The sequence below is a fragment of the Cellulomonas septica genome, assembly GCF_012396155.1.
Lineage (GTDB): Bacteria > Actinomycetota > Actinomycetes > Actinomycetales > Cellulomonadaceae > Cellulomonas > Cellulomonas septica.
The window spans coordinates 1-1,253 of sequence record NZ_JAAXOY010000838.1 but is presented as its reverse complement, the minus strand read 5'-3'; the positions used below and the strand labels follow the sequence as shown (position 1 = coordinate 1,253).

Genomic DNA, 1,253 nt, shown 5'->3' with positions numbered 1-1,253 from the left:
AGCCAGCCCGAGCGCACGACGCTCACGCAGGAGCCGGCCGTCGAGGTGGCCAAGGCCGCCCCGCCCGCGGTCGTCGTGCCGCCGCGCTGGCCGCTCACGGGCGAGGCCGCGGACGCGGTGGTCGACCGGCCGGCGATCGCGGTGAAGATCGAGAACCCGCGCGAGGTCCGCCCGCAGACGGGGCTCGACCAGGCGGACGTCGTCTGGGAGCAGGTCGTCGAGGGCGGCATCACCCGGTTCGTCGCCGTCTTCCACTCGCAGGTCCCGGCCGAGGTCGGCCCGGTCCGCTCGATCCGCCCGATGGACCCCGCGATCGCGGCCCCCCTGCACGGGATCGTCGCGTTCTCGGGCGGTCAGCAGGCGTTCGTGCGCGAGCTCGGGCAGTCCGGCGTGCAGCTCATGAGCCAGGACGGCGGCGCGGCGGGCTTCTACCGCAAGAAGGGCGTGATGCCCGCGCCGCACAACGTCTACGGCACGCCCGCCACGTGGTGGGAGAACGCCGACGCGGGGCACAGCGCGTCGCCGCCCGCGCAGTTCGCGTTCGCGCGCCGCGCGGACCAGTCGACGGTGCTGACCGCCGGGACGCCCGCGACGCTGCTCGACCTCCGGCTGTCGGGCTACTCGCGCCCGCGGTGGGCGTTCGACACCGCGAGCGGCACGTGGCTGCGGTCCGAGGGCGACACGCCCGCGACGGCCCGGTCGGGGACGCGCCTCGCCGCACGCAACGTCGTCGCGCTGCGGGTCCAGCTCGTCGACTCGGGCACCAAGGACCCCGCCGGGAACCCCGTGCCGGAGACGGTGCTGGTCGGCACCGGCACGGGCACGGTCGTCAGCGGCGGCAAGGCGCTCGAGGTGACGTGGTCGAAGCCCGCGACGGACGCCGTGCTCACCCTGACGGGCCCGGACGGCTCGCCGGTCACGCTGGCCCCGGGCGTGACCTGGGTCGAGCTCGTCCCGGCGTCGTCGGGCAGCGTCACCGTCTCCTGACCGTCACCGTCTCCTGACGGTCACCGTCTCCTGAGGCCTGCCGCCGCCGGCGCGCGGTCGGGTGCGCCGCCCGGGCGATCGTCGGACCGAGTGCGGGGCACGCCCGCCGCGCTCAGGAACGTCCGCGACGCGCCGTGACACAGTGGTCCGCGTGACGAGGACGACGCAGGGCACGACGACGCGGGGCACGACGGCCGGGCACCGGCGACGCGGGCGCGCGACGCTGCGGTGGGGCCTGCCGCTGGTCGGCGCGGTGCTCGCGCTCG

General features: G+C 76.6%; 1 protein-coding gene. It reads left to right on the top strand.

Annotation, left to right across the window (positions count from 1 at the left end):
- Nucleotides 1-987 (top strand): DUF3048 domain-containing protein (locus HGA02_RS19645; RefSeq protein ID WP_210728838.1); only part of this gene is annotated, 987 nt, incomplete at its 5' end.
- Between the last annotated feature and the right edge of the window lie 266 nt (nucleotides 988-1,253).